This is a genomic window from Brevibacterium sanguinis (assembly GCF_003315415.1).
Taxonomy (GTDB): domain Bacteria; phylum Actinomycetota; class Actinomycetes; order Actinomycetales; family Brevibacteriaceae; genus Brevibacterium; species Brevibacterium celere_A.
In genome coordinates, this window is the sequence record NZ_QNSB01000008.1 from 33,304 (window position 1) to 57,681 (window position 24,378).

A 24,378-nucleotide genomic window follows, 5' to 3' on the forward strand; every position below is an offset into this window, starting at 1 on the left:
CCCGCACTCGAACCGCACAGTAAGGAACCCCTCATGACCGACACAGCAGAACCCTCGAGCGACGCGACCTTCCTCGCCGACTTCCACCACGTCGCGACGATCGGCGCCACCGACAACAACGGAGTCGACCGGCAGGCCGCGACCGCCGAGGACGCCCGCACCCGGGACTGGATGCGCTCCTGGGCCGAGGCCAACGGCTTCGAGGTCCGCGTCGACGCGATCGGCAACATGTTCGCCTGCCTCGAGTTCGTGCCCGGCGCCCCCTACGTCCTCATCGGCTCCCACCTCGACTCCCAGCCGCTGGGCGGCAGGTTCGACGGCGCCTACGGTGTCATCGCCGCCCTGTTCGCGGCCCTGCGGGTCAAGGAGGCCGTCGCCGAGGCGGGGCCCGCCCCGACGTACAACCTCGCCGTCGTCAACTGGTTCAACGAGGAGGGCGGGCGCTTCGCCCCGTCGATCATGGGCAGCTCGGTCTACGCGGGGCTGTTCGACCTCGAGGAGATGCTCGCCGTCACCGATCTCGAGGGGACGTCGGTCGCCGAGGCGCTGGCCGCCATCGGGTACGCCGGCACCGACACTCCGCCGGAGGCGATCACCTACGCCGAGATCCACATCGAGCAGGGCCGCATCCTCGAGCGGGAGGCGATCGACATCGGCGTCGTCGAGTCGAGCTGGTACACCCAGAAGCTCGATATCGACGTCATCGGCGAACAGTCCCACACCGGCGCCACGGCGATGGCCGATCGCCACGACGCCCTCGTCTCCGCGGCGAAGGTCGTCCTCGCCGTCCACGACGTGACCAACGAGTTCGCCGACGAAGCCCTCGTCTCCTCCGTCGGTCAGCACGTCGTCGAACCCAACTCGCCGATCGTCGTGCCCCGCCGGGTGCACATGGTCGCCGACCTCCGGTCCTCCGACCCCGAGATCGTCCGGGCCGCCCGGGAGATCCTCCTCGACCAGATCGACACGATCGCCCGCGGGCACGACATCACGATCAACGTCGAGGACTTCGACATCCGCGAGAAGCGCCACTTCCCCGAGGCCGGCGTGGAGCTCGCGGAGAAGGCCGTGGCCAACGAGGGACTGACCATCCGCCGACTCGAGACGATGGCCGGGCACGACTCGGTCGCGCTCAACGCCCGGGTGCCCGCGGTGATGATGTTCGTCCCCAGCGTCGACGGCGTCTCCCACTGCGAGCGCGAGTTCACCACCGACGAGGACATGGTCCGCGGTCTCGGCGTCCTCACCCGCGTGGCCACCGAACTCGTCCACGGACAGCTCTCCGACGTCCGCGGAGGAGAGACCTGGGCCGGCAGGTCCGTGCGGACCGGGGCGGAGGCCCGGTGATGACGACCGACGACCACCCCTCGGACGCCGCTGCCGTGACGTCGTTCGCGGGCTCAGGCCGCGCCTCGGAGGCCGCTGACGTGCCGTCGTCCGCGGGCTCAGCCCCCGCCTCGGCGGAGCCCTGGACCTGGACCGCCGCCGAGGCGCTCGCCACCTTCCGCACCCGGCAGCTGTCCCCGGTCGACTACCTCGATTCCCTCGCCGCGCGCATCGCCGAGCAGGACCCCGAGATCAACGCCGTCACCGAGGTCGTCGAGGAGGCGAGGTCCGCCGCCGTCGCGGCGGAGAGGGTCTATGCCTCGTCCTCGGAGGAGACCCTCGCCGAGGCGCTCGCCGCCCAGCCGCTGCTCGGCCTTCCCGTGCTCGCCAAGGAGAAGCACGCCCTGGCCGGGCACACGCTGAGCCAGGGACTCGTCCACCTGAGCGACGAGGTCGCGAGCGAGGATGCGACGATCATCTCCCGCATCAGGGCCGCGGGAGGCTTCGTCCACGCCCGCGTCACCTCCCCGGAGTTCAGCTGCGCCACCTTCACCCACAGTCCGATGTGGGGAGTCACCCGCAATCCGTGGAACCTCGAGCTCTCGCCCGGCGGGTCCTCGGGCGGGTCCGGCGCGGGACTCGCCGCAGGCTACGGCCCGCTGGCCACCGCCTCGGACATCGCCGGGTCGACCCGGCTGCCGGCCGCGTTCACCGGCACGGTCGGGTACAAGGCACCCTACGGCCGCATCCCCGGGGCCGCTCCGCTCTCACTCGACTGGTACCGCGGGGACGGGCCGATGGCGAGGACCGTCGCGGACACCGCACTGCTCGCGCAGGTGATGGTCGGAGTGGCGCCCGGGGACCACAGCTCGGTGCCGTCCCCGGGCTTCCTCGCCGGATTCGACGCGCTCTCCGGAGCCGTCGTCGACTCGCTGGCCGGGCGGCGCATCGCCCTGTGTGTGCGCCTCGGCGACTTCCCCGTCGCCGCCGACATCGAGGCGAACACCCGGAAGGTCGCCGCCGTCCTCGAATCCACGGGCGCGGTCGTCGAGGAGATCGAACTGCCGTGGACGGTCGAGCGCATCTTCGAGACCGCATTCACCCATTTCGGGACCATCCTCGCCCCTGCCATGCGCGCCCTGACGCGGGGCCACGAGGACACGCTCGCCGACTACACGCTGCGATTCATGGACGTCGCCGAGGCGATCGCCGCGCGGCGCAGCTTCTACGACGGACTCGCGATGGAGGCGCAGATCCAGGCGGAGCTCGCCACCGCGATGGACGGGTACGACGTTCTCCTCGCCCCCACCTCGGCGGTGGCCGCGCTCGAGGCCGACGGCACCTACCTCGACGGGATCAGCGTCGGGGAGCGGACGTTCGAGCACTACTGGCAGGCCCACATGACGGTGCCGTTCAACATCGCCAATCGGGTCCCGATCGTCAACGTGCCCTCCGGCATGGCCGACTGCGGGATCCCGACCGGCCTGCAGGTCATCGGGCATCCCTACGAGGACCGCAGCGCCTTCGACGTCGCCGCGGCGATCGAGCAGCTCCTGCCGTGGACGGGGCTCGCGCCACGCTGAGGAATCGGGTGAGATACTGCTGACCATGCAGCACAGCCGAATCATCACGAGTTCCGACGACCTCCGCGCGAACCTCAGCGTGATCCCGGCGCTCGTGATCAGCGGCGTGCTCGTCTTCGGCCTCGGGTTCGAACCCCTGGCCGCGAGCGGCGACACTGGTGGACCCGGCGACGTCGGCGGCTCCCTCATCGGGATGTTCCTCCTCGCCTGGCCGCTCTACGGGGGCATCTATCTGCTGTGGACCCACCTCGGTCTGCGTGAACTCGACGAGACCGAGCTCATCGTCCATTCCCGCTGGGTCGTCGCGAGGAGGAGGGCCTGGTGGATCAGGATGTTCGGCAACGGCGGCGCGGTCTCGTGGGCGATGGTCGCCGCGTTCGTCGCCGTCCTCCTCAACATCGTGGTCGCGTCCTCGGGTCCGGTCGAGAACTCGCCGCTGGCCGCCTGTCTCGGCCTGCTCGACGTCGTCGTGTCGTGGGCGGTCATGGTGTACTCGTTCGCGCTCGAGTTCATGCGCCTCGACCTCGGCGGAGGGGGCAGTGCGCACGCTCGGCACCTCGACTTCGACATGCGGGAACCGCGATCGTTCGGTGACTACCTGACGTTCTCGGTGCTGTCGTCGACGATGACGGCCGCGCTGCCCGGGAAGGCGATCACCGCAGCCGGGTGGCGGCTCGTGCGCAGCAACGTCATCGTCGCATTCGCATTCAACTCGGTGGTCGTGGCGACGCTCGTGTCGATGATCCTCTCCTACCTCATGGGGTGAGGCGAGTCAGGCTGCGAGGCGGGCATCAGCGGACGACCAGTGTGAGTGCCGCCTCGACGATGACGAGCACTGCGCCCACGATCGACGCGCAGATGGCAATTCGGTAGAGCACTGTGCGGTCGGCTCGGCGGATGACGGGGTTCGACAGCCAGAGCCCCACGATCATGAACGGCACCAGGCTGGCCGCGGCGATCAGGTGAACCGCGGTGACCTCGCCGCTGATTGCCAGACCGGTGAGCGACAGAACGGTGCCCAGGGTGAAGTACGCGCTCATCGTCGACCGCATCGCCGACGGTTCGAGTGAACGGAGCACAAGTGAGATCGGCGGACCGCCAATACTGGTTGCGGTGCCGAAGACCCCTGAGACAGCGCTGGTCACGACCATGTTCCGCCTGCTCGCAATCGGCGCCCAGCCGTTCATGCTGAAAGCGACTCCACCGAGCACCGTGAGAGCCAACAGGACGGACAGTCCGGCCTGTGGCAGCAGCACCACGGCGACCGTTCCGACCACGATGCCGGGCAATCGGCCGAGTACTCCCCAGCCGACGAGGCTCCAATCGACATCGGACCGTTCGCGCAGAAACGCTGTCAGCGACGTGAGCACGGCGAGAAGCAGCAAGGCCGAAGGGAGAAGGTCGGGACGCAGGAGCGCCAGCACGGGGGCCGTGATCATGCCGAGGCCGAACCCGATCGAACCCTGCAGACACGCCGAGCCGAGCACCACCGTACCGATGATGATGATGAAGTGGGCGAGCTCCACGGGATTCCGCTCCTTAGCGAGGTGTGACCTGGGGTGCGTAGATTACGCCTCTACTCTGCCACAGTGTTGCGCGTTATGTGCTGAGATCCTTAGGGAAACCGCGAAATGATGCGCAGACTACGCAGAAATGCGCTATAGTCGTCGCATACCGCGCAGGCGCCGTCCTGTCAGCCACATGGAGGTGGGTGCTGTGCCGGTGTGTCAACAATGAGTCGTCTACCCGTTCGGAGCCCACGCCATGGCCAGCGACGTCCATAGCTCTATCAACTCTCCTCAGTCTTCGAAACCGGAGCAGGTGCCCATTCCGCGTGGCCTCGGCCTCATCACCTCGGTGGGGCCGGGCCTTGTGCTCGCGATGTCCTTCTTGGGGACGGGCGACCTCGTGAGTTCGTCGGTCTCGGGAGCATCGTACGGCTACGCCCTGCTGTGGACCCTGGTCCTCTCACTGATCGCGCGCACATTCATCATCTCGTCCATCGCCAAGTACACGCTGATGAACAGGTATGGGGACACGCAGATCCTTGACGGGTTCGCGCGGCTCTCCCCCGCACTCCCAGGAATCATGGCTGCAGTCGTGCTCATCGCCGGCTTCATCACGCAGGCGACCTTCGTTCTCGCAGCGGCGACCGGCCTGCACGAACTCACCGGTGGTGAGTGGGGAGGGACATGGGGACGATTCCTGTGCGCGGTGATCATCGTGGCTCTGACCCTGACTCTTGTCATGCTGCGCAAGCAGTTCACTGTGCTCGAATACTTCGCGAGGTTCGCCTCCGTCGCGATGATCGCTGCCTTCGTCTATGCGCTGATCCAGATCGGCACGTTCGATCTCTCGGCGTTCTTCCAGGGCCTCGCTTTCGAGATTCCGGCGGAGCAGAACACTTCGGCATTCGCTCCCATCGTCATCGCTTCAGCGACCATCGGCACCATCGCCGGCAACATGCCCAACCTGCTGTATTCCGGCTTCATGCGCGACAAGGGCTGGGTGGGACCGAAATACCGCAAGCTGCAGCAGTTCGACCTCATCGTCGGCATGGCTCCGCTGCTCATCATCAACCTCCTGTTCTGGATCGTGGCCGCCGAGTTCCGAGCCGGACACACCGGTTTCTCGATCTCCGATGAATACGACCTGTCTCATATGCTCACCGTCGCCGTCGGACCGATCGGTCCGTTCCTCCTGTGGATGTGCATCTTCTTCGCAGCGATGACGAGCTTCCCACCTCAATCGCGCGGTTTCGCCCAACTGGCGATCAACGGAATCAACCACACTTTTCCCTCGATGCGCCAGTACCTTGGCCGGGATGAGGAGAATCCGGCCTTCCGGTGGATCCAGGCGATCGTCTTCATCATCGTCCCCCTGGTGTCGACCATTCCGGGTGCTCCCGACCTCATCTCCCTCAACATCGTCGGCACGGCGATCTCGACGGTGCTGAGCCTGCCCATCATCGTCGTCTGCATTCTCCTGCTCACTTCGCGCAAGAAGCACATGCAGGATTACGCCGTGAATCGGTTCTGGCAGACTGGACTGCTGATGCTCCTCGGTGCTATCGCGATCATCATCGGATTCCAGATCGCTATGCAGATCCCCTCCATGTTCGAAACTGCTTTCGGCTGATTATGGGACCATTGGCCGCCGACTGAAACGGTCTGCAACGGACTGAGCTCTTCGTTCTCTGACTACCGCCGATATTCACAGGAGTGATCATGACCTTGCTCTCGCGCTCGACTCTCGAGCAAGTGGCAGCACCGGCCGCCGACGGTCGATTGCGATTCTTCGAGGATTCCGGCAGCGCCGCAGCTGTCATTCCCACCGACCGCAGATCCAACCATGCCCCCTCGATACTGGCGCCGAGGGGCGGCGGCCTGCTTGCGGCCTGGTTCGGGGGAAGCGACGAGGGGAACAAGGACATCGACATCCTGGTCTCCCGCTTCGATGGAAGGACGCGGCAATGGTCGGAGTCGGCTGCCGTGACCGATGACGAGATCCGATCGGATCAGAATCCGGGGCTGTTCGAGACTCCGGGAGGCCAGATATGGCTGGTCTACACCTCTCAGCTCTCACGTCAGTCCGGTGTGCCTGAGACGTTCAATCTTCAGCACACTTCCGTCGTCAAGGTGATCAGATCCGATGACGGTGGGGCCACGTGGAGCAAGCCGGAGACCCTCTTCGATCGGGAGGGCACGTTCTGTCGTCAGCCCATCCAGATTCTCAGCGATGGCACGTGGGCGCATGCCCAATGGCTGTGCTTTGACGACGATTCGAAGAACGGGTCGGACCAGCCGGTACTCCAGATCTCGGAGGACTCCGGAACCACTTGGCACCAAGTCGAATTCCCTGACAGTGCCGGACGTGTCCACCCCAACGTCGTCGAACTCGAGCGAGGCCGCCTCGTGTGCCTGTTCCGTTCACGGTTCGCCGATTGGGTCTATCTCAGTCGGTCGGAGGACGGCGGGGCGACGTGGAGCGCTCCTGAACCCACCGAGGTGCCGAACAACAATGCGGGTCTGAGTGCTTTCCGCTTGCCTTCGGGGATGCTCGCATTGGTCTCCAACGAACATCAGGTTGCGGCTGGCCCCGGCGATGTTGTGTGGCCCTATGAGCGCATGCGCATCGTCATTGCGGTCTCTGCAGACGAGGGCCGCACCTGGCCTGTGCGCCGAGTGATCGAGCCCGGCGACGGCTTCTGCGGGGAAGGGAACCTTCGCAGCAACCGACGTCAGGAGTATCCGCACGGGATCGTTGACGCAGAAGGCCTCATTCACGTCGTCTACGCATACAACTCACGTCGGGCCGTTCGGCACGTCGTCTTCGCGGAGGATTGGATCTCGGGCGTTGAGGACCAGGTGCACACCGACTGCAAACTCTGGGGATGAATCGACCTTTCGCCTTCCGCGCGGAATTCTCCTCGTGGAAGGCGCAGTCGTTCAGATTGCGTGACCTGAGGGATCCACTCGGACCACGGTGATACCCCGGGACTCGAAAGGTTCGACCTGCTCGAGAGTTGCAGAGGAGTCGGTCACGAGGGTCCACCCGTTGCCCAGGTCGGCCCATGCATGGAACGGTCGCTGACCCAGCTTTGCGGAGTGCGCGACGACGTAGACGTGTGCAGCTCGCCTGCTCATCAGCTCTTTGAGGCGAACCTGCTCCTGGGTCGCCTCGCACACACCGTCCTCCGCGGTGACCGCGTCGGCGCCGAGGAACGCGAAGTCGAAGGTGAACTTCTCCAAGCCCGCTTCGGTGACCGGGCCGATGAACCCTTGGCTGATCGTTCGATACCGCCCGCCGAGCAAGGTGAACTCCACGCCTTCTGCATCGTTCATCTGCTGCAGCGAGGTGAGACCGGTGGACACGACGGCGAGCGGACCACAGGTGCGCAGAGCGCGGGCGACCTGCGCGATGGTGCTGCCCGCATCAAGCAGCACATGGGATCCCGCGGGAACCTTTCGAGCGCACCATGCACCCAGCGCCTGCTTGACGTCAGGAGCTTCGTGGGACCGTTCGTCCAAGGAGCTTTCGGAATGGGATGGCACGGCGATGACACCGCCGTAGGTCCGAGCCAGGTCGCCCGACTCGGTGAGTCTGGCGAGGTCTCGACGAATGGTCGATGCAGTGACGTCGAGCATCTCCGAGAGTGACTCGACGCTCATCTCGCCCTGTGATCTCACGAGTTGGACGATCTGTTCGCGTCGGTCTCCAGCGTTCATCTCTCTCCCGGGTTGTCAGACGGCGTCGTGCACGTGTACCGCTGAGTGTGAACTCGCGGTGCGACCAATGTACTGCTGATACGGGCAATCGTCGCTCAGAGGCTTCTGTCTCCCGAGATCCTGCTCAGCAGTGGAGCGGATTGCCCCGATGCCTGCGATCATCCTAACCACACGGCGATGGGGATATGCAGCAGTTGGTTCGGATCAGCGGGTGACTGATGCCGGCTCTGTGGAGGCCGATGCCAGCGCGGCGGCTTGGCGCATCGCCTCGCTCATGCTGGCAGTGTCCGCCTTGCCGGTACCGGCGATGTCGAAGGCGGTGCCGTGGTCCACCGAGGTGCGGATGACGGGGAGGCCGACGGTGATGTTCACTCCGGCTTCGATGCCCAGCACCTTGATCGGGCCGTGACCCTGATCGTGATACATGGCGACGATCAGGTCGTAGTCCCCGCGTCCGGCGAGGAAGAAGGCGGTATCGGCTGGCAGCGGTCCAACCGCGTCGATGCCGTCGGCGGTGAGCACCTCGATGGCAGGCGTGATCTTCTCCTCTTCCTCGCCGTACCCGAAGAGACCGTTCTCTCCGGCGTGCGGATTGATCGCACAGACTCCGATGTGCGGCTGTGCGATGCCTGCTCGCACAAGTGCTTCATGGCCTCGGCGCACAGTGCGCTCGACCAGGCCGGGCTCGATCTTCGCGATCGCGTCGATGAGACCGATATGAGTCGTGACATGGATGACCCGCAAGCTGGGCGAAGACAGCATCATCGAGACCTCTTCTGTTCCCGTGAGGGCGGCGAGCATCTCTGTGTGCCCCGGATAGTTGTGTCCGGCGGCGTGCAGTGCTTCCTTGTTGAGGGGAGCGGTGCAGATCGCCTGCACCTCGCCTGCCATGGCCAATCCGGCTGCGCGCTCGATGTAGCGGAAGGCGGCGTCCCCGGCAACTGGGGACAGTTCGCCCCAAGCGAGGTCTGGAGGAAGCAGACCGAGGTCGATGACGTTGATGACGCCTGGAACCTGCTTCGCCATGGAGGCCGAGTCGACGACACGGACCACTGCATCCCTGTCGAGAATCCTTGCCGCCTCTTCCAGGCGGGCGGCATCTCCGATGATCACCGGTTCCGATACGGCCAACACAGAAGGATCGAGGCATGCGGCGACGCAGATCTCCGGACCGACACCGGCCCCATCACCCATCGTGACGGCGACAGTGGGAAGCGCATTCATTGGTTCTCCTTCATGGTTCCAACGGTGGAAGTCGAGTAGTTATCGAGGTGCTCGGCCAAAGCAGCGTGGATGAGAGTCAGTGAGTCCTCGTCCCCATGACCTCCCGGCCGGGTGACGACGCCGCTGACGGCTGCGCTGTCGACCGCGGAGAGGACGGCACCGGGGTGAATCTCCTTCCGCACGGTGAGGCTCATGATGTCCAGTCGGTCGAGGACCGCGCGAGCGGTCTCCCCGCCGGCCGCGGCGAGTCGGACAGTCTCGGAATCGCGAAGGACCTGCGCGGTCAGTTCGGCGAGCAGGCCGGGAAGGGGGCGAGGGTCGACCGCCGCCCCGTCGGAGGTGAGACGGACGATGACGTCGCCTCTCGCCAACTGCGACCGCACGTCGTCAGCCGTGCGTGACAGAGCAGCGCGGTCGGACCTCCAGCTCAGTACCTGTGACGCGCGAAGATCGACGACCTGGACGTCGGCGTGAGCGCTGAGGTGGGCTATCTGGTCGTTCACTCGGCGGGCTGCGGTTCCCAGGACGAAGAGCACTCGCGTCGGTTCAGCGCCGGCGCCGGAAGAACCCGGGCCGGGACTTGCGAGCTGATGAACGGAACGACGATCCGCGAAGGCTCGGGCGAGTGCCGCCGAGCCGACGAGGACTGCACCGCTGTCCCGGGCCAGATCGATGATCCGCCTCAGGTCATCCATAGTGGCCGCGTCGGCGATGATGAGGCGGGAACCGGCGAGCGATGCGAGAGTGTTCCGACCCGATGACCGCAGTGACTCGAGTGTGATGTGCCCCGGCCGTTCGGGGCAGAGATCGCTGAGATGCGCGGGTGCGGCAGCACCCTCGATGCTCCAGGCCGAGGTGGCGGCCAGAGGTATGCCGTCGTTGAGCGGCACGCCGTCGACCACGGTGCGATTCAGCTGAGGCAGGGCCGGTGAGAAGATCACAGGACCGTCGGTGGAACTGAGCGAGGCGCGAAGATGGGCGCGGATGTTCCCACGAAGCAGCGAATCGACCTTGATGAAGACTGTCCTGCCTGAGCGCAGGTCAGTGATGGCAGACGCAGTCCGAGTCATCGCTTCGGTGGGGGAGAGATAACGGCAGTCGAGATCCACGGCGACGTCGGGGGTGCAGCAGTACTCGGTGGATCTGCGATTGGAATGATCGAGGGGGTCAGCCCTTGTCAGCAGGATGGGCACGGGCGGGCCGAGCGTCACGGCCGACTCCGCGGCACCGCTGAGGTCGTCGGCAAGGACGAGAAGGCCGTTGTCGACAGATGTCATGGCACTCCTTCGCGTCCAGTGGTGGGGAACTTCAGAATGACAGATCTGCGTGAAATGCGCAAGTCGTTGCACAGAGCGCGCAGAAATGGGACGATAGACCGAGAATCTGAAGACTCGACGAGGAGAATCGCATGACCGCAGACAGGAATATCGACATCGACGGGGTTCCGGTACCACTGACGCCGTTGGTGTTGGGCACGATGACCTTCGGGGACACCGTCGATGAGGCGACGGCGCACGAGGTGATCGAGGCCGCGATCGCTGCCGGAATCACAGGCATCGACACCGCGAACGGCTACGCGAAGTCGACCACGGAATCGCTGATCTCCCCGATGGTCAAGAAGCACCGGGACACGATCGTGCTCGCGACCAAAGCCGGAATGCCCCATGCTGACGCGGGCGAGAACTCGCCGCTCTCGGCAGCGGGACTGCGCGCCAGCATCGAAGGCTCGCTGCGCCGACTCGACGTCGACTCCATCGACCTCTTCTACCTCCACCAGCCCGATCGCGCCGCGAGCACGGCCGAGACGCTCGACACCATCGCGCAGCTGCATGCCGAAGGCAAGATCAGAGCTCTGGGCATCTCGAACTTCGCGGCGTGGCAGGCTGTCGACCTCCAGACGGCAGCTGCCGCCGCAGGCGCTCCGCTTCCCGTCATCGCGCAGAACGTCTACAGCGTGCTGGCACGGCGGATCGAGGACGAATGGCTCGAATGCGCGTCAGTGCACGGAATTGCCACCATGGCCTACAATCCGCTGGCCGGTGGTCTGCTGGCCAGGCGTCCTTCCGTCGAGGGAACCCCGGATCGCTTCACCGGCTCGGTTCTGGCACAGATGTACTCCCAGCGCTATCTCTCCGATTCGGTCCTCGCCGCCGTCGAGGCATTCGCGGAAGTGGCAGATGAGGCGGGAATGCCCCAAGCAGAGTTGGCGCTGCGCTGGGTGGCCGGAGCGGCCGGCGTCGACTCGCTGCTTCTGGGCGCGAGTCGTGTCTCCCAGCTCGAGTCGAATCTCGCCTCGATCGCCAAGGGACCGCTTCCCGATGACGTGCTCACTGCGATCGACTCCGCCACTGCCGCGGTCCGCGGTTCGCAGCCGAAGTACAACCGCTGACGCGGCCTGCTCACTCGTTCCTCTGACTCTGCGCGGAGACGCGCGCGTCACCATTTCGAAGGGAAACCACATGTCCTCCATCAAGGGAATTCTCGCCGCGATCGCCACGCCGTTCGACGACGACGAGCAGATCGACGAGGCGGCCCTGCGAGCGCACGTACGCCGCCAACTCGAGGCCGGGGTCCACGGCATCTTCGCCTTGGGCACCAACGGCGAGTTCTACGCGCAGTCCGCGGCTGAGCGTGCAGAGGCAGCACGCATCGTCATCGACGAGGTCGCGGGTCAGGTGCCTGTCGTCATCGGCGCCGGTGCCGCCACCACTCGCGAGACGATCCGCATCGCGGAGGACGCAGCCGCAGCCGGAGCAGATGCTCTCTCGATCATCACACCCTACTTCGCAGCCGCCTCACAGGCGGAGATCGAGAACCACTTCCGCGCAGTCGCCGACTCCGTGGGCACTCCGGTCGTCGTCTACAACATCCCCGCACGCACCGGCAATGCCGTCGCTCCCGCCACGCTCGAGAAGCTGGCGGCTGTCGACAACATCACTGCGGTCAAGGATTCGAGCGGCAACTTCGACACTATTCTCCAGTATCTCGAGCGCACGGACCGGGGCGGCTTCGATGTGATCTCCGGCAACGATTCGCTCATCCTCTGGACCCTCATAGCCGGCGGTGCCGGTGGCATCAGCGGCATCGCGAACATCTACCCGAAAACCATGGCCGCGATATACGATCTGTTCCTCGACGGGGATGTCGAGGCGGCGCGGACCGCGCAGGACAGCATCCGACCGATCCGCAACTGCCTGGCACTCGGCAACCCCAACACCGTGGTCAAGCATGCGGCCAACGCCCGTGGTTTTGGACTGGGACCCGCCCGCGCCCCGTTCAACGCACTGTCCGTCGAGGCGAAACAGCAGATCGAAGCCACTGTCATGGCAGACGTGGAGCGCGGCTTGGCGTAAATCTGAGCAGCGTTCAAGAGGTCGGTTCGGTCCGATTCCCCGCAGGGAACCGGACCGAACCGCTTCCCAACGCAGTCTGCCCCTGCTCGAGCCGTGAACACGGCTTGATCAGGGGCAGACTGCGGGGGACAGGTGAGAAGTCAGTGCACGGGGAACCGGGGTTCCTCTCCCTGCAGCACCCGAACCACATCCTCGACGGCCCAGGATCCCATGTTCGCGTTCGCGATATCGGAATAGGCGCCGATGTGTGGCGTGGCGATGAGATTGGGTGCGTGCAGCAGCGGGTCATCCGCGGCCGGGGGTTCGGTGGCGAAAGCGTCGAGTGCAGCGAACGACAGATTTCCCTCGTGCAGCGCCGAGGCGAGTGCGGGCTCGTCGACCAGCCCGCCGCGAGCGGCATTGATGAGGCCCGCGCCCGCAGGCATCGACTCGATGAGCTCCCGATGGAGCAGGGGCTCATCTCCAGCAGGCAGGTGGAGAGTGAGGAAATCCGAGCCGGCGACGGCCTCGGCGAGGCTCATCGGGACGGCACCTGCCTCCGCGATGGCGTGATCAGGGACGAACGGATCGTATGCTGCGATCCGCATTCCGAACCCGACCGCCCGCCTGGCGACCGCGCGTCCGATTCGGCCGAAGCCGAGGATGCCCAACTGCTTCCCGGTGAGCTCCGTGCCGAAGAAGACTTCCCACCTGCCGGCGCGCAGTGAGTCCTCTGCCTCTCGGATGCGACGCGCTCCCATGATCAGCAGGCCCATCGTCAGATCCGCGACGGCATCGGCATTGGCACCAGGGGTGTTGACGACTGTGACCCCCGCCGCCGCAGCGGCATCGAGGTCGATGTTGTCCACACCGGCGCCGTGCTTCGCGACAACCTTGAGTTCAGGACACGCGGCGAGGACGTCGGCGTCGATCGTGTCGAGACCGACGAGGACCGCCTCTGCCCCGGCCAGAGCATCGATGAGCGTCTGGCCGGATTTCGGGTGGTTCTCGGTCCGATGATCGAGCTCGAGGCCCAGCGCAGCGGCACGAGCGATCGGAGTCGACGAGAGCTTTCCGAACGACGGGGTGAGTACTGTCAGTCGCATCAGGCCCCGATCTCGATGCCGAAGGTTTCGAACACCGAGTAGATGCCCAGGAGGGCGATCGCCAGCGAAGCGAAGACGAGCATGACGGTGAAGAAGTTGTTGGACTTGAATTCAGCGGGGACTTCGCGTGATCGGAGGTGCCAGACGGCGATGACGACAGCGACGAGGAAGATGCCGCTGGCGACCCCGCCGATCTGCACCATGATGACCGGTGACTGGATGATGAGGTAGCCGATCGCCCAGAGGATGGGGAAGGCCACCGTCAGTGCGCGGATGATCCGCGTTCGTGTCGCGAGATTATCCCAATCGAAGAACCCGAGGATCGAAAGAGTGTTCGTCCACAGCCGGGGCACGCTCGCGGAGGAGGCGATGAAGGTCGAGAACAGGACGGCGAATGCGCCGATGAGGAAGATCCAGCGACCGGCTTCGCCCATGGTGGAGGAGTACATGGACGACAGGGTGGTGATCATGTCGTTGCCTTCGGGGACGAGACCCTGAGGGTGGAGGATGGCGGCTCCGATGACGTAGAAGGACATCGTGCAGACGGTGGAGATGATCCAGGAGACGAGGACGTCAGTGCGCATGACGGAGATCCATCCGTGCGCGCGCCGTGCGCGTTCCGCGCTGCCATCGTTCGGCCCCGTGTAGCGGGCGTAGCCCTTCTCGAGGCACCAGTAGGTGTAGGTGGTCATTTCGTCCGCGCCGACTCCGGTGATGCCGAACATGGCGACTGCGAAGCCGAGCGTGCCCGCGGGGATGGCGAACGTCAGCCCGCTGAGAACGTCCGCCGAGGTGTAGGCGAAGTCCGTGAAGGGCAGGGAGACCGCGAGTCCGACGGTGGAGACCGTGAAGATGATGACAGCGCCGACCGAGAGCTTCTCGACGATGCTGTACTTGTTCGTCACCAACAGTGAGATGACGACGGCCAGCGCGACGACCGTCCAGAAGACGAGCGATGGAGTGGAGAGGGGATCGCCGAAGACCGGGATCATGATGCTCAGGGCTGCCACTGCGCCGCCGATGATTCCTCCGCGCTGCAGCACCTTGGCGAAGTCCATGAGGATCCACAGCAGGTTGATCCACCCGGCCCGACCGAACAAGCGGGGCCCGACATGTCCGTAGCCTTCGAGCGCGGGCTTGCCGGAGAGAATGGTCCACTGAGCGATTTCCAGCTGGATCCAGACTTTGACCGCAGTCGAGATGATGACGAGCCAGAGCAGGACGAACCCTGCTTTCGCACCGAGCGCTGTGGTGGTGATGAGCTCTCCGGATCCGATCACCGCGGCGGAGATGACCAGGCCGGGTCCGAGGTACTTGAGCTTGCCCGCGAAGGTGGTGGGCGGCTCGAGCACATCCTTGGGGTCGAGCCGATAGGGGTCGACCGTTGCTCGCGGGGCGAACTCCTCGACGCTGTCAGTGTGATTCGTTGTCATGCTCGGCTTCCTTGCGCGAAATGTGATTCGACTGCTCCTGCCCGCCCCAGCTCGCGTGGAACGCGCGCCGCGAACAGACGGTGACGAGAGCAAGTGTGTCACTGCTGCGTGATATGCGCAACACGAGTGCATGAAATACGCATGCACGGGGGAGAATCCGAGACAGAGGCGCAAGTAGACGGATCCGGATCTGTGTCGGATCAGCCCAGCAGGGCGACCATCGCGGCGGCGAGCAGTCCCCCGAGCGCGACGGCTGTCGCCATCGCCGTCGTCGCCCTCCAGCCGAGGGCTTTGCCGACCATCACCATCGACGGAACGCTCAGGGCCGGCAGCGTGATGAGCAGAGCTCCCGTCGTGCCGGCCCCGACGCCGACTCCGAGCAGGGCGACGATGATCGGAATCTCACCCCCGGTGGGGATGACGAGCAGGGTTCCGACGATGACCGCCAGCACGATCGCGAGTGCCCCCACCTGGGCGTCGAGACCGTACATCCCGGTCAGCCACGGGCTCACCAGACCGATGAGGAAGACGAGGACGATGTGCTCGGGGATGAGAACGAGGCCGAAGCGGGCCAGGGAACGGGCGAACCGAACCGGCAGGGACCGCAGCGGCACGGGCTGCTCGGGTGCCGCGAGGGGAACCGCCTCGGCGCGACCGGACAGCCACCGGCCGATGAGCGCACTCGCCCCGATGACGATGAGAAGACCGACGACCACCCTGGTGGCCACGTACTGCCAGGGCAGGACGAGCGCGAGGAAGATCAGCACCGCGGGGTTGAGGAGCGGATTGCCCACCCAGTACGCCAGGGCGGCGCTCCGACGCACGCCCGAACCGCGCAGGCCCGCGGTCACCGGGGCGGCGCAGCACGTGCACATCATGCTCGGGAGGGACAGGGACGCGCCGACGAGCGACTGACCGCCGTGGCTCGGACGATTCATGAGACGGACCAGCCAGTCGCGGGGGACCAGGGCGTCGATCGCAGCGGCGACGAGCAGCGCCACCAGCAGCGCCTTCCACACCGCGTCGAAGTAGACGAGAGTGAAGGTCCAGGCTCCGGCCAGGGAGACCGTATCGCCGGCGGCGGCGAAGAGCGGTTCGCCCGACCAGGCGGAGGTCGCGGCGATGGTCCAGGCCTTGTCCCAGTAGGGCATCCATTTGGACCAGGTCAGTCCGACGACGAGGATCAGCGCCAGGACTCCGACGCCGATCCACTCGGCCGGAGTCGACCGCCGTCTGGTCGGCGATTCGTCGCGCAACTCCTGAGACACCAGCGCCACCTCATCCTGTCACCGAACCCAGTCCTCTGATCGTTCCCGCACAGATGTGCGGGCAGGAATCGGAGCCGGTCCGAATGGTCCGAATGGGTTGCGTGCGCGCCGATCGTAGCACCCGGATGATCCGGCGGATCGCCCCGGTCACTCACCGGTCCCGCAGGCGCGGAAGTGCCCGCCCCTCAGGGGACGGGCACCGGATCGGATCGGCCTGCGTCTCGGTGTCGGAGGCCGGCGGCCCAGATGTGCGGGTCTGCGCCTCGGCGCTGGAGTGAGCCGGATCAGTCGCCCGGCCATTCTCCGGTCAGCTTCTGGAATCCGCGCGCACCGGCACGGTCGACGGCGGCCTTGACGACTGCGAAGATCGCGCCCTGCACCGCGGCTGCGAGGAGGATCTCCTTGACGTCGAACTCGGATTCCAGGGCCTTCGGGGCGTCTTCCGTGTGCGAGGGCGTGACGCGCTTCCACACCTGTTTGAACACGATGCCGGCGAGGGCGCCGCTGATGACTCCGCTGAGCAGTCCGATGGGACGGTAGAGGATCTTCGCCGAGGTGTTGGACGACTTCTTCTTGGTCATCGTTCGTTCCTTCCTCAGTTGCTGAGATTGGGGGCGGCGGCAGTCAGCCGCGGGAGCGCCGGATGAGGATGACGGCCAGGGCCGCCAGGGAGAGCGCGCTGACCGCGAGGCCGATCCACGCGGTGTCGTTCGGTCTGCCCGTCTCGTCCGTGAACGTGTCCTTCGCCTTCCGGGCATAGTCGCTCGCCGTCCGTCTGACCTCGTCGACCTGGGAGGACACCTGCTGCTTCGCGGTGTCGATCTGCTCCCGGGTCTGGGCCTTGACGTCGAGCTTGTGCGAGAGCGCATCGACGGTCTCGCCGAGATCGTGGCGAGTCCGTTCGATGTCCTCTTCGATCTCCTCGGGCGAGGCCTCCTCTCCGGGCTCGGGAGTCGAAGCGGTGCGTCGCGCGGCCTCGGGGTCGGTGACGACGGCCGGCCCGGGAGACGTCGCCGGCGTCGTGGTCGACGGGGTACCCGCGGGAGTCCTCGCCTCCGCCGGTGACTTCGTGCCGCGGGTCTGCGAGGTCGTCGGCGTGGCGCCGCTGGACGGGACGGTCAGCGAGGACGTCGAACTGTGGGTGCCGGCCGCATCGGCCGCCGACTCGGGTGGATTCTGCGTGGGCTCCGCGACGTCCGGGACGCTGCTGCCCGCCTGTCCCGCAGCGGGCGGAGTGTCGCCTGCAGGGACGGCCGCGCTGGGAATCCCCGGCTCGTTCGGCGGTGTGGGTGCCTGCGGATCGCGATCAGGGCGTGTCATGTCGGCTGCTCTCCTTCACTTCGGCGACGTCTCGCTGGAGATTGGTCATTGTCCGTTCGGGCGTCGGTGAGAGGTTCTCCACCTTCTTCTTGCCCATCATGGCCGCGATTCCGGCGGCGATGAACAGCACCACCGTGACGATCAGCGCCGCCGCCCAGGCGGGCAGGATCAGGGCCAGGGCGATGATGGCCGTGGCGATGAGCGAGCCGAACCCGAACAGGGCGAGGACCCCTCCGGCACCGAGGTAGCCGGCCCCGATCCCGCCCTGCTTGGCCTTCGCCGTGAGCTCGGCTCGAGCCAGCTTCATCTCGTCGCGGACCAGGCGTGAGGTCTGTTCGGACAGGCGAGTGATCAATTCGGCGGTCGTCGGTTCCGGCCGCGGTTCCGGGTGGCTCATGTCTGCCCCTAACTTCAAGTGGTCTTGCGAGTTAGTGTGTCGAAGCTATCACCGGGGTCAGAGAGGGTCAACGGTCGGAGTTGCCTCGCGGAAACCACCGGGGGAGGGCCTGCCGCTGCCGGGAACGCAGACGATCGCGCGTCCTCACTCCATCGCCGCGGCGATGTCGAGGGCCCCGGGATCGGGTGCGGGAATGACGCCTATCTGCACCATCGCGCCGACTTCATCGCGCACGCCCCAGTGCTCGGCGAGCCGGTCGCCCTCGGTGCGGTAGATGTGGACGGTCGACATCGCGTACTCGCGTCCGACGGCGGCCGGTCCGTGCACATCGGCGACTCCCGGTCCTCGGGCGATGGCCCGGAAGACGATGCGGTCGGGAGTGACGATGGTGTCGGCGATCTCGTAGCGCAGCTGCAGTACACGGACGACCCAGGTGAGGATCCGGGTGTAGCCGTCGGGGCCGGGCGCGATCGGGAAGGGAGAGCCGTGGTCGACGAAGTCGCTCGTGACGCAGGCGGGGATTGCCGAGAGGTCCCCGGAGTTGATGGCGGCGAAGACGGTGCGGGCCGCAGGCAGGGCTGGATTGGACATGGCACACTTCCTTGTGAGCAGATGCGGGATCCGATATTTGAATAGAATGACATTCTAATCAATGTGAAGGACGGTGGCAATGGTTTCGCGGCGGAGCTATGACAACTCTCAGCGAACGGAGTCCGCACGCGCCACGCGCAGGCGGATCCTCGAGTCCGCTCGAGAGATCCTCCTGAGCGGCGGGTATGCCGGGATGACCGTGGCCCGGCTCGCCGCCGCCGCCGAGGTGAGCCCCCAGACCGTCTACAACGCCGTCGGAGGGAAGGCCGCCGTGGTCAAGGCGGTCTACGACGTCATGCTCGCCGGGGATGAGGAGCCGGTCCCGATGAGCAGCCGTCCGGAGTTCATGGCGATGCGCGGGAGCGGTGATGCCATCGAGTTCCTGGCCGCCTATGCCGCGTGGTGCCGGGGAATCTACGAGCGAGTCGGGGCGCTGCTCGGGGTGCTGCTCGAAGGCGGCAGCGGCGGCGATGCGATGCTGCGGGACTTCGTCTCCACCATCGAGGCGGAGCGGAGGGTCGGCAACGGCCACGCGCTGTCTCTCCTCGAGCAGACCCACGGTATTCCCGATCCTCCCGGTCGGGAGCGATTGCATGACATCGTGTGGACGCTCACCGCCCCCGAAGTGGCCGATCGTCTGATCCGCCGCTGCTCGTGGTCGCCGGCCGACTACGAGAACTGGCTCGCCGGGCAGCTGGCGGCATCCCTCCGGCAGGGGTGAGGGCGTGGAGGTCCGGGAGGCTGAGGAGCGCTTGCCCAGCGAGAGGAATCGACGATCCGGCAGGCCGGCCGCGCCGGCGTGCGCACTCTCCGTCCGCCCGCTGCGGCACTGAACCGTCGATGATGCTGTCCGAAATATCGGACACAACTTCCCGAAAATGGCTTCCGTCGGCCGTGGGAGTCGGCAGAATGGATGGTGCAGGCAACGCAGTCGCCGGCCGAGCCCCCCGACCGGATTCTCGGGGAGATCGAGCGCGGCGACTGGTACCACCCACTTCTTCGAACCGCGCTTCATCACGACGACAAGGGAGAGTCACATGACCGCCACCTCCGAAACCTCGGACACCACCTCGGCGACGGAATCGACCGTCACCAAGCCCACCTTCACCCAGCACGATCCCTCTCGCGTCATCCGCGCCGACCGCGGCACCGAGATCACCGCCAAGAACTGGCAGACCGAAGCCGCCAAGCGGATGCTCATGAACAACCTCGACCCCGAGGTCGCCGAGCGCCCCGAGGACCTCGTCGTCTACGGCGGCACCGGCCGTGCGGCCCGCTCGTGGGAGGCCTACGACGCGATCGTGCGGACCCTCGATGACCTCGAGGCCGACGAGACCCTCCTCGTCCAGTCCGGAAAGCCGGTCGCGGTCCTGCGCACCCACGAATGGGCGCCCCGCGTCATCATCGCCAACTCCAACCTCGTCGGCGACTGGGCCAACTGGGAGCACTTCCGTCACCTCGAGGCCGAGGGCCTGATGATGTACGGCCAGATGACCGCCGGGTCCTGGATCTACATCGCCACCCAGGGCATCCTCCAGGGCACCTACGAGACCTTCGCCGCGATCGCCAAGAAGCGCTACGACGGCACCCTCGCCGGCACCCTGACCATCACCGGCGGCTGCGGCGGCATGGGCGGAGCCCAGCCCCTGGCCGTGACCCTCAACGGCGGCGCCTGCCTGATCATCGACGTCGACAAGACCCGCCTCGACCGTCGTCAGTCCAAGCGCTACCTCGACGAGGTCGAGACCGACCTCGACACCGCGCTCGCCAAGGTCATCGAGGCGAAGAAGAACAAGCAGGCGCTCTCCGTCGGCCTCGTCGGCAACGCCGCCGAGATCCTGCCGCTCATCCTCGAGCGCCCCGAAGCCGCAGAGGTCGACATCGTCACCGACCAGACCTCGGCCCACGACCCCCTGTCCTACCTGCCGATCGGCGTCAGCGTCGAGGACTGGCACGACGAGGCCGAGCAGGACCCGGAGAAGTTCACCCTCCGCGCCCAGGAGGCCATGGGCAAGCACGTGCGCGCCATGGTCGAGTTCCAGGACCGCGGCGCCGAGGTGTTCGACTACGGCAACTCGATCCGCGACGAGGCCCGCAAGGCCGGCTACGACCGCGCGTTCGAGTTCCCCGGCTTCGTCCCGGCCTACATCCGCCCGCTCTTCTGCGAAGGACTCGGACCGTTCCGCTGGGTCGCCCTGTCCGGCGACCCCAAGGACATCGAAGTCACCGACAACGCCCTCAAGGAGCTCTTCCCCGAGAACGAGGGCCTGCACCGCTGGCTCGACGCCGCGCAGGAGTACGTCGAGTACGAAGGCCTCCCGGCCCGCATCTGCTGGCTCGGATACAAGGAGCGCCACCAGGCCGGACTGCTGTTCAACCAGCTCGTCGCCGAGGGCAAGGTCTCGGCCCCGATCGTCATCGGACGCGACCACCTCGACTCCGGTTCGGTCGCCAGCCCCTACCGTGAGACCGAGGCGATGCTCGACGGCACCGACGCGGTCGCCGACTGGCCGCTGCTCAACGCCCTCGTCAACACCTCCTCGGGTGCCACCTGGGTCTCGATCCACCACGGCGGCGGCGTCGGCATCGGCCGTTCGATCCACGCCGGTCAGGTCTCGGTCGCCGACGGCACCGACCTCGCCGCGCAGAAGCTCGCCCGCCTGCTCACCAACGACCCGGGCATGGGCGTCATCCGCCACGTCGACGCCGGCTACGATCGCGCAGCCGAGGTCGCCGCGGAGCGCGGAATGCGCATCCCGATGGTGCCCGAACTCGACAAGCGCGACGAAGAGTCCGCCGCCCAGTGACCCGATTCCGTTCACATTCGGTGCAGCAGTTCAGGTTCGAATCCGAAAGACTGCACCGAATGTGAACGGACTTCGACCGTCGATCCACAAACCCTTCGCGAAAGGCAGCCCGTTGCAGCTCATCACCGGCATCAGCGAACTCGTCACCAACGCCGCCCCGGCCAGTGGGGCCGACGCCCCGGCTTCCGGTGCCGACGGCACGACCTCCGCCCACCCCACCGCCGAGGTGGGACGGCTGAACGTCGTCGCCGACGCTGCGCTCATCATCGATGGTGAGCGGGTCGCCTGGTCGGGGCCCGCCGCCGAGGCCGGCGCCGCCCTCGCGGGACTCGGCGCCGGCGACGCCGAGACCATCGACCTCGGCGGGAAGGCCGTGATCCCGGGCTTCGTCGACAGCCACAACCATCTCGTCTTCGCCGGTGACCGGTCTGCCGAGTTCGCCGCCCGGATGGCCGGCGAGAAGTACTCGGCCGGCGGCATCGCCACCACCGTGGCCGCCACCCGAGCCGCCACCGATGAGGAGCTCGAGGACAACCTCGTCCACCTCCTCGACCAGGCGAGGCGACAGGGGACGACGACCTTCGAGATCAAGACCGGCTACGGACTGACACTCGACGACGAGATCCGGGCGCTGCGCATCATCAACCGGCACACCGAGGAGTCGACGCTCATCGCCGCCCACGTCGTGCCGCCGGAGCACAAGGAGAACCCGGAGGCCTACGTGTCCCTCGTCATCGACGAGATCATCCCGGCCGCCGCGGGACAGGCGAAGTGGATCGACGTGTTCTGCGAGAAGGGCGCCTTCGACGAGGACCAGACCCGCCGCATCATCGAAGCCGGCAAGGCCGCGGGCATGAAGCCGCGCCTGCACGCCAACCAGCTCACCGACGGCGGAGCGCTCAAGCTCGGGGCCGAACTCGGCTGCGTCTCCGTCGACCACGCGACCTTCGCCTCGGACGACGACCTCGCGGTCCTGGCCCACGCGGGCACCGTGGTCACCCTCCTGCCCGGAGTCGAGTTCTCCACCCGGCAGCCCTACCCCGATGCGAGGCGCTACCTCGCCGCCGGGGTCACCCTGGCCATCGCCTCGGACTGCAACCCGGGATCCTGCTTCACCAACAGCCTCCCGTTCTGCATCGCCCTGGCCGTGCGCGACATGCACTTCACTGTCGACCAGGCCGTGTGGGCAGCGACGGCCGGGGGAGCCCACGCTCTCGAGCGCACCGATGTCGGTCACCTCGGCGCCGGTGCCCGGGCGGACCTCGTCGTGCTCGACGCGCCCAGCTACCGGCATCTGGCCTACCGTCCCGGCGTGCACCTCGTCGAACGGGTCCTCGCCGCAGGCGAACTCGTCGCCGACAACCGTCCGCGACCCTGAACCGCAGGATTCGAAGGAGAATCATGGACACCCCCACCAACGAGGTGACGACGAGGAAGCCGGCCGGCACGTGGCGATTCTTCGCCTACAGCGCCATCGGCATCTTCATGTTCTTCGTCCCGGTGACCATCGGCGGCACCTCGACGATCATGCTCGATCACATCGTCACCGCGATCCGCACCTTCGCCGGCCCCGTCGTGCCGTTCATCGCCCTGGCGCTCATCGCAGCCGGCACCCTCCGGCCGTTCGTCACCGGGAGCTGGAAGGCCTCGGCGACGAAGGGAATCTTCGCGTTCCTCAACATCCTCGGTCTCGTCATCGCCGTTCTCATCCTCACCCGCCCGCCGGCCTGGCTCGCCGCCGAGGACATCGGCCCGTTCCTGTGGGACAAGCTCGTCATCCCGGTCGGACTCATCGTCCCCGTGGGCGCGATCTTCCTCGCCCTCCTCGTCAGCTACGGCCTCATGGAGTACATCGGCGTGGTCGTCCAGCCGATCATGCGTCCGGTCTTCAGGACTCCCGGCCGTTCGGCGATCGACGCCGTCGCGTCCTTCGTCGGCAGCTACTCGCTCGGCCTGCTCATCACCAACCGCGTGTACAAGGAGGGAAAGTACACGGCGCGCGAGGCCGCGATCATCGCGACCGGATTCTCCACGGTCTCGGCAACATTCATGATCGTCGTCGCCAAGACGCTCGACCTCATGGACCACTGGCTGCTCTACTTCTTCTTCACCCTCGTCGTCACCTTCATCGTCACTGCCATCACCGTCCACATCCCGCCGCTGCGGACGATCAAGGACGACTACCACCCGGCGGCGACCCCGCAGCCGGAGGAGAAGGTGACGACGAACCGCCTCGGCGTCGCCTGGAGAGAGGCGAAGGAGACTCTGCGCGAGGCCCCGTCCCTGGGTGTCAACCTGTGGTCGAACCTGCGTGACGGGCTGCTCATGGCGTCCTCGATCCTCCCGTCGATCCTGTCGGTCGGGCTCATCGGACTGCTGCTGGCGAAGTTCACGCCGATCTTCGACTTCCTCGGCTACATCTTCGTGCCCTTCACCTGGGTCACCCGCCTCTCCGACCCGATCCTCGCCGGCAAGGCCTCGGCCGTGGGCCTCGTCGAGATGTTCCTGCCCGCCACCCAGGTCGCCGGCTCCGAGGACCTCGTCCTCCGGTTCACGATCGCCGTCGTGTCGGTATCGGGCGTGATCTTCTTCTCCGCCATGGTCCCGTCGATCCTCGCCACGGAGATCCCGATCGGCATCGGCTCCCTCGTGGTCATCTGGTTCGAACGCGTCGTCCTCACGATCCTCATCGCCGCACCACTGGCCCACCTGCTCCTCTGACCGCCTGCCCGACAACGTCACCACTCAACCGCACCATCCACC

22 protein-coding genes are annotated in these 24,378 nt (G+C 66.4%); 11 read left to right on the forward strand and 11 right to left on the reverse strand.

What is annotated here, in order from left to right; translation table 11 throughout:
* Window positions 1-33: 33 nt before the first annotated feature.
* The 3 genes from DFO65_RS12120 to DFO65_RS12130 are packed head-to-tail and all read left to right on the forward strand — an operon-like array spanning window position 34 to window position 3,675.
* Entirely contained in the window at window positions 34-1,347 is a 1,314-nt protein-coding gene (locus DFO65_RS12120; RefSeq protein WP_113904701.1) for a M20 family metallo-hydrolase, read from the forward strand.
* The gene (locus DFO65_RS12125; protein WP_113904702.1) at window positions 1,347-2,909 is read left to right on the forward strand and encodes an amidase; all 1,563 of its coding nucleotides are present in this window, start codon (window positions 1,347-1,349) and stop codon (window positions 2,907-2,909) included. The genes DFO65_RS12120 and DFO65_RS12125 overlap by 1 nt, the downstream gene beginning before the upstream one ends.
* A gap of 25 nt (window positions 2,910-2,934) precedes the next feature.
* Window positions 2,935-3,675, forward strand: coding sequence for a DUF1345 domain-containing protein (locus DFO65_RS12130; protein WP_245940701.1), 741 nt, complete (start codon window positions 2,935-2,937; stop codon window positions 3,673-3,675).
* Window positions 3,676-3,700: 25 nt separating this feature from the next.
* Here DFO65_RS12130 and DFO65_RS12135 read toward each other — a convergent pair whose 3' ends face one another.
* Window positions 3,701-4,435 carry a sulfite exporter TauE/SafE family protein gene (locus DFO65_RS12135; RefSeq protein ID WP_113904703.1) on the reverse strand — a complete coding sequence of 245 codons (735 nt, stop codon included), beginning with the start codon at window positions 4,433-4,435 and terminating at the stop codon, window positions 3,701-3,703.
* Between the two features lie 295 nt (window positions 4,436-4,730).
* On the opposite strand from DFO65_RS12135, the gene DFO65_RS12140 reads away from it, so the two are divergent.
* Complete coding sequence (locus tag DFO65_RS12140; RefSeq protein WP_181778715.1) at window positions 4,731-6,047, forward strand: Nramp family divalent metal transporter; 1,317 nt, start codon at window positions 4,731-4,733, stop codon at window positions 6,045-6,047.
* 89 nt (window positions 6,048-6,136) lie between these two features.
* On the forward strand, window positions 6,137-7,306 hold the full coding sequence (locus DFO65_RS12145) for a sialidase family protein (protein ID WP_113904705.1): 1,170 nt from the start codon (window positions 6,137-6,139) through the stop codon (window positions 7,304-7,306).
* 51 nt (window positions 7,307-7,357) lie between these two features.
* On the opposite strand, the gene DFO65_RS12150 is transcribed toward DFO65_RS12145, so the two are convergent.
* The 3 genes from DFO65_RS12150 to DFO65_RS12160 all read right to left on the reverse strand — a co-directional run bounded on the left by DFO65_RS12150 (window position 7,358) and on the right by DFO65_RS12160 (window position 10,638).
* Window positions 7,358-8,137 (reverse strand): DeoR/GlpR family DNA-binding transcription regulator, encoded by a 780-nt coding sequence (locus tag DFO65_RS12150; protein ID WP_113904706.1) that lies wholly within the window; start codon window positions 8,135-8,137, stop codon window positions 7,358-7,360.
* A 204-nt stretch (window positions 8,138-8,341) separates the two neighbouring features.
* Window positions 8,342-9,361 carry a 4-hydroxythreonine-4-phosphate dehydrogenase PdxA gene (pdxA, locus tag DFO65_RS12155; protein ID WP_113904707.1) on the reverse strand — a complete coding sequence of 340 codons (1,020 nt, stop codon included), beginning with the start codon at window positions 9,359-9,361 and terminating at the stop codon, window positions 8,342-8,344.
* On the reverse strand, window positions 9,358-10,638 hold the full coding sequence (locus DFO65_RS12160) for a four-carbon acid sugar kinase family protein (RefSeq protein WP_113904708.1): 1,281 nt from the start codon (window positions 10,636-10,638) through the stop codon (window positions 9,358-9,360). The genes pdxA and DFO65_RS12160 overlap by 4 nt, the downstream gene beginning before the upstream one ends.
* A gap of 131 nt (window positions 10,639-10,769) precedes the next feature.
* Between DFO65_RS12160 and DFO65_RS12165 the strand changes: the two genes are divergently transcribed.
* The gene (locus DFO65_RS12165) at window positions 10,770-11,750 is read left to right on the forward strand and encodes an aldo/keto reductase (protein WP_113904709.1); all 981 of its coding nucleotides are present in this window, start codon (window positions 10,770-10,772) and stop codon (window positions 11,748-11,750) included.
* A 70-nt stretch (window positions 11,751-11,820) separates the two neighbouring features.
* Complete coding sequence (locus DFO65_RS12170) at window positions 11,821-12,714, forward strand: dihydrodipicolinate synthase family protein (protein ID WP_113904710.1); 894 nt, start codon at window positions 11,821-11,823, stop codon at window positions 12,712-12,714.
* A gap of 140 nt (window positions 12,715-12,854) precedes the next feature.
* Here DFO65_RS12170 and DFO65_RS12175 read toward each other — a convergent pair whose 3' ends face one another.
* From DFO65_RS12175 to DFO65_RS12205, 7 genes are all read right to left on the reverse strand, one after another.
* Window positions 12,855-13,799 carry a phosphoglycerate dehydrogenase gene (locus tag DFO65_RS12175; RefSeq protein WP_113904711.1) on the reverse strand — a complete coding sequence of 315 codons (945 nt, stop codon included), beginning with the start codon at window positions 13,797-13,799 and terminating at the stop codon, window positions 12,855-12,857.
* Window positions 13,799-15,232: an Nramp family divalent metal transporter gene (locus DFO65_RS12180; protein WP_113904712.1), complete on the reverse strand. Its 1,434-nt coding sequence runs from the start codon at window positions 15,230-15,232 to the stop codon at window positions 13,799-13,801. The genes DFO65_RS12175 and DFO65_RS12180 overlap by 1 nt, the downstream gene beginning before the upstream one ends.
* A gap of 200 nt (window positions 15,233-15,432) precedes the next feature.
* Complete coding sequence (locus tag DFO65_RS12185) at window positions 15,433-16,500, reverse strand: permease (RefSeq protein WP_245940705.1); 1,068 nt, start codon at window positions 16,498-16,500, stop codon at window positions 15,433-15,435.
* Between the two features lie 284 nt (window positions 16,501-16,784).
* Window positions 16,785-17,081 (reverse strand): DUF4235 domain-containing protein, encoded by a 297-nt coding sequence (locus tag DFO65_RS12190; RefSeq protein ID WP_113904714.1) that lies wholly within the window; start codon window positions 17,079-17,081, stop codon window positions 16,785-16,787.
* Between the two features lie 43 nt (window positions 17,082-17,124).
* Entirely contained in the window at window positions 17,125-17,820 is a 696-nt protein-coding gene (locus DFO65_RS12195) for a DUF3618 domain-containing protein (protein ID WP_113904715.1), read from the reverse strand.
* Window positions 17,807-18,217, reverse strand: coding sequence for a phage holin family protein (locus tag DFO65_RS12200; RefSeq protein ID WP_113904716.1), 411 nt, complete (start codon window positions 18,215-18,217; stop codon window positions 17,807-17,809). The genes DFO65_RS12195 and DFO65_RS12200 overlap by 14 nt, the downstream gene beginning before the upstream one ends.
* A 144-nt stretch (window positions 18,218-18,361) precedes the next feature.
* Entirely contained in the window at window positions 18,362-18,808 is a 447-nt protein-coding gene (locus tag DFO65_RS12205; RefSeq protein WP_113904717.1) for an ester cyclase, read from the reverse strand.
* A gap of 79 nt (window positions 18,809-18,887) precedes the next feature.
* On the opposite strand from DFO65_RS12205, the gene DFO65_RS12210 reads away from it, so the two are divergent.
* The 4 genes from DFO65_RS12210 (at window position 18,888) to DFO65_RS12225 (ending at window position 24,336) form a co-directional block, all read left to right on the forward strand.
* A complete protein-coding gene (locus tag DFO65_RS12210) occupies window positions 18,888-19,529 on the forward strand; it encodes a TetR/AcrR family transcriptional regulator (protein WP_113904718.1) in 642 nt (213 codons plus the stop codon).
* A 316-nt stretch (window positions 19,530-19,845) separates the two neighbouring features.
* Window positions 19,846-21,615 (forward strand): urocanate hydratase, encoded by a 1,770-nt coding sequence (hutU, locus tag DFO65_RS12215; protein ID WP_113904719.1) that lies wholly within the window; start codon window positions 19,846-19,848, stop codon window positions 21,613-21,615.
* Between the two features lie 112 nt (window positions 21,616-21,727).
* Window positions 21,728-22,993 carry an imidazolonepropionase gene (gene hutI / locus DFO65_RS12220; protein ID WP_113904720.1) on the forward strand — a complete coding sequence of 422 codons (1,266 nt, stop codon included), beginning with the start codon at window positions 21,728-21,730 and terminating at the stop codon, window positions 22,991-22,993.
* Window positions 22,994-23,016: 23 nt separating this feature from the next.
* A complete protein-coding gene (locus DFO65_RS12225; RefSeq protein ID WP_113904721.1) occupies window positions 23,017-24,336 on the forward strand; it encodes a YjiH family protein in 1,320 nt (439 codons plus the stop codon).
* The last annotated feature ends 42 nt before the right edge of the window (window positions 24,337-24,378 follow it).

Bases quoted from the DNA above. Each gene is read 5' to 3' on its own strand.
- DFO65_RS12120 (WP_113904701.1), top strand. From the start codon at position 34: ATGACCGACACAGCAGAACCCTCGAGCGACGCGACCTTCCTCGCCGAC.
- DFO65_RS12180 (WP_113904712.1), bottom strand. From the start codon at position 15,232: ATGACAACGAATCACACTGACAGCGTCGAGGAGTTCGCCCCGCGAGCA.
- DFO65_RS12195 (WP_113904715.1), bottom strand. From the start codon at position 17,820: ATGACACGCCCTGATCGCGATCCGCAGGCACCCACACCGCCGAACGAG.
- pdxA (WP_113904707.1), bottom strand. From the start codon at position 9,361: ATGAATGCGCTTCCCACTGTCGCCGTCACGATGGGTGATGGGGCCGGT.
- DFO65_RS12190 (WP_113904714.1), bottom strand. From the start codon at position 17,081: ATGACCAAGAAGAAGTCGTCCAACACCTCGGCGAAGATCCTCTACCGT.
- DFO65_RS12170 (WP_113904710.1), top strand. From the start codon at position 11,821: ATGTCCTCCATCAAGGGAATTCTCGCCGCGATCGCCACGCCGTTCGAC.
- DFO65_RS12210 (WP_113904718.1), top strand. From the start codon at position 18,888: ATGGTTTCGCGGCGGAGCTATGACAACTCTCAGCGAACGGAGTCCGCA.
- DFO65_RS12165 (WP_113904709.1), top strand. From the start codon at position 10,770: ATGACCGCAGACAGGAATATCGACATCGACGGGGTTCCGGTACCACTG.
- DFO65_RS12200 (WP_113904716.1), bottom strand. From the start codon at position 18,217: ATGAGCCACCCGGAACCGCGGCCGGAACCGACGACCGCCGAATTGATC.
- hutU (WP_113904719.1), top strand. From the start codon at position 19,846: ATGACCGCCACCTCCGAAACCTCGGACACCACCTCGGCGACGGAATCG.
- DFO65_RS12145 (WP_113904705.1), top strand. From the start codon at position 6,137: ATGACCTTGCTCTCGCGCTCGACTCTCGAGCAAGTGGCAGCACCGGCC.
- DFO65_RS12225 (WP_113904721.1), top strand. From the start codon at position 23,017: ATGGACACCCCCACCAACGAGGTGACGACGAGGAAGCCGGCCGGCACG.
- DFO65_RS12130 (WP_245940701.1), top strand. From the start codon at position 2,935: ATGCAGCACAGCCGAATCATCACGAGTTCCGACGACCTCCGCGCGAAC.
- DFO65_RS12160 (WP_113904708.1), bottom strand. From the start codon at position 10,638: ATGACATCTGTCGACAACGGCCTTCTCGTCCTTGCCGACGACCTCAGC.
- DFO65_RS12125 (WP_113904702.1), top strand. From the start codon at position 1,347: ATGACGACCGACGACCACCCCTCGGACGCCGCTGCCGTGACGTCGTTC.
- DFO65_RS12175 (WP_113904711.1), bottom strand. From the start codon at position 13,799: ATGCGACTGACAGTACTCACCCCGTCGTTCGGAAAGCTCTCGTCGACT.
- DFO65_RS12205 (WP_113904717.1), bottom strand. From the start codon at position 18,808: ATGTCCAATCCAGCCCTGCCTGCGGCCCGCACCGTCTTCGCCGCCATC.
- DFO65_RS12150 (WP_113904706.1), bottom strand. From the start codon at position 8,137: ATGAACGCTGGAGACCGACGCGAACAGATCGTCCAACTCGTGAGATCA.